The organism is Shewanella electrica (genome assembly GCF_022321485.1).
Lineage (GTDB): Bacteria > Pseudomonadota > Gammaproteobacteria > Enterobacterales > Shewanellaceae > Shewanella > Shewanella electrica.
Genome location: NZ_JAKOGG010000626.1, coordinates 1 through 247 on the forward strand (window position 1 = coordinate 1; position 247 = coordinate 247).

The following is a 247-nucleotide window of genomic DNA, read 5'->3' on the forward strand; positions in this document are numbered from 1 at the left end:
CAGTTGGCTACGTTCCAGAAGGCGGCAATGTACTCAGGACGGCGGTTCTGGTACTTGAGGTAGTAAGCGTGTTCCCACACGTCCAGACCCAGGATGGGGATAAGTGGCTGGTCTACACCGGGCATCAGTGGGTTATCCTGGTTGGGGGTGGAGGTAATGGCAAGCTTGCCATCATCCTTGACACCAAGCCACGCCCAGCCGGAGCCAAAGCGTGATGACGCGGTGGCATTGAACTCCTGCTTCATCT

The 247-nt window shown here is 57.1% G+C and carries 1 protein-coding gene; it reads right to left on the minus strand.

Annotated features, from left to right (window positions below; all coding sequences use genetic code 11):
- Positions 1-247, minus strand: a 247-nt coding sequence (locus L9G74_RS21645; RefSeq protein WP_238898917.1) for a superoxide dismutase, incomplete at both ends; no start/stop codon positions are given.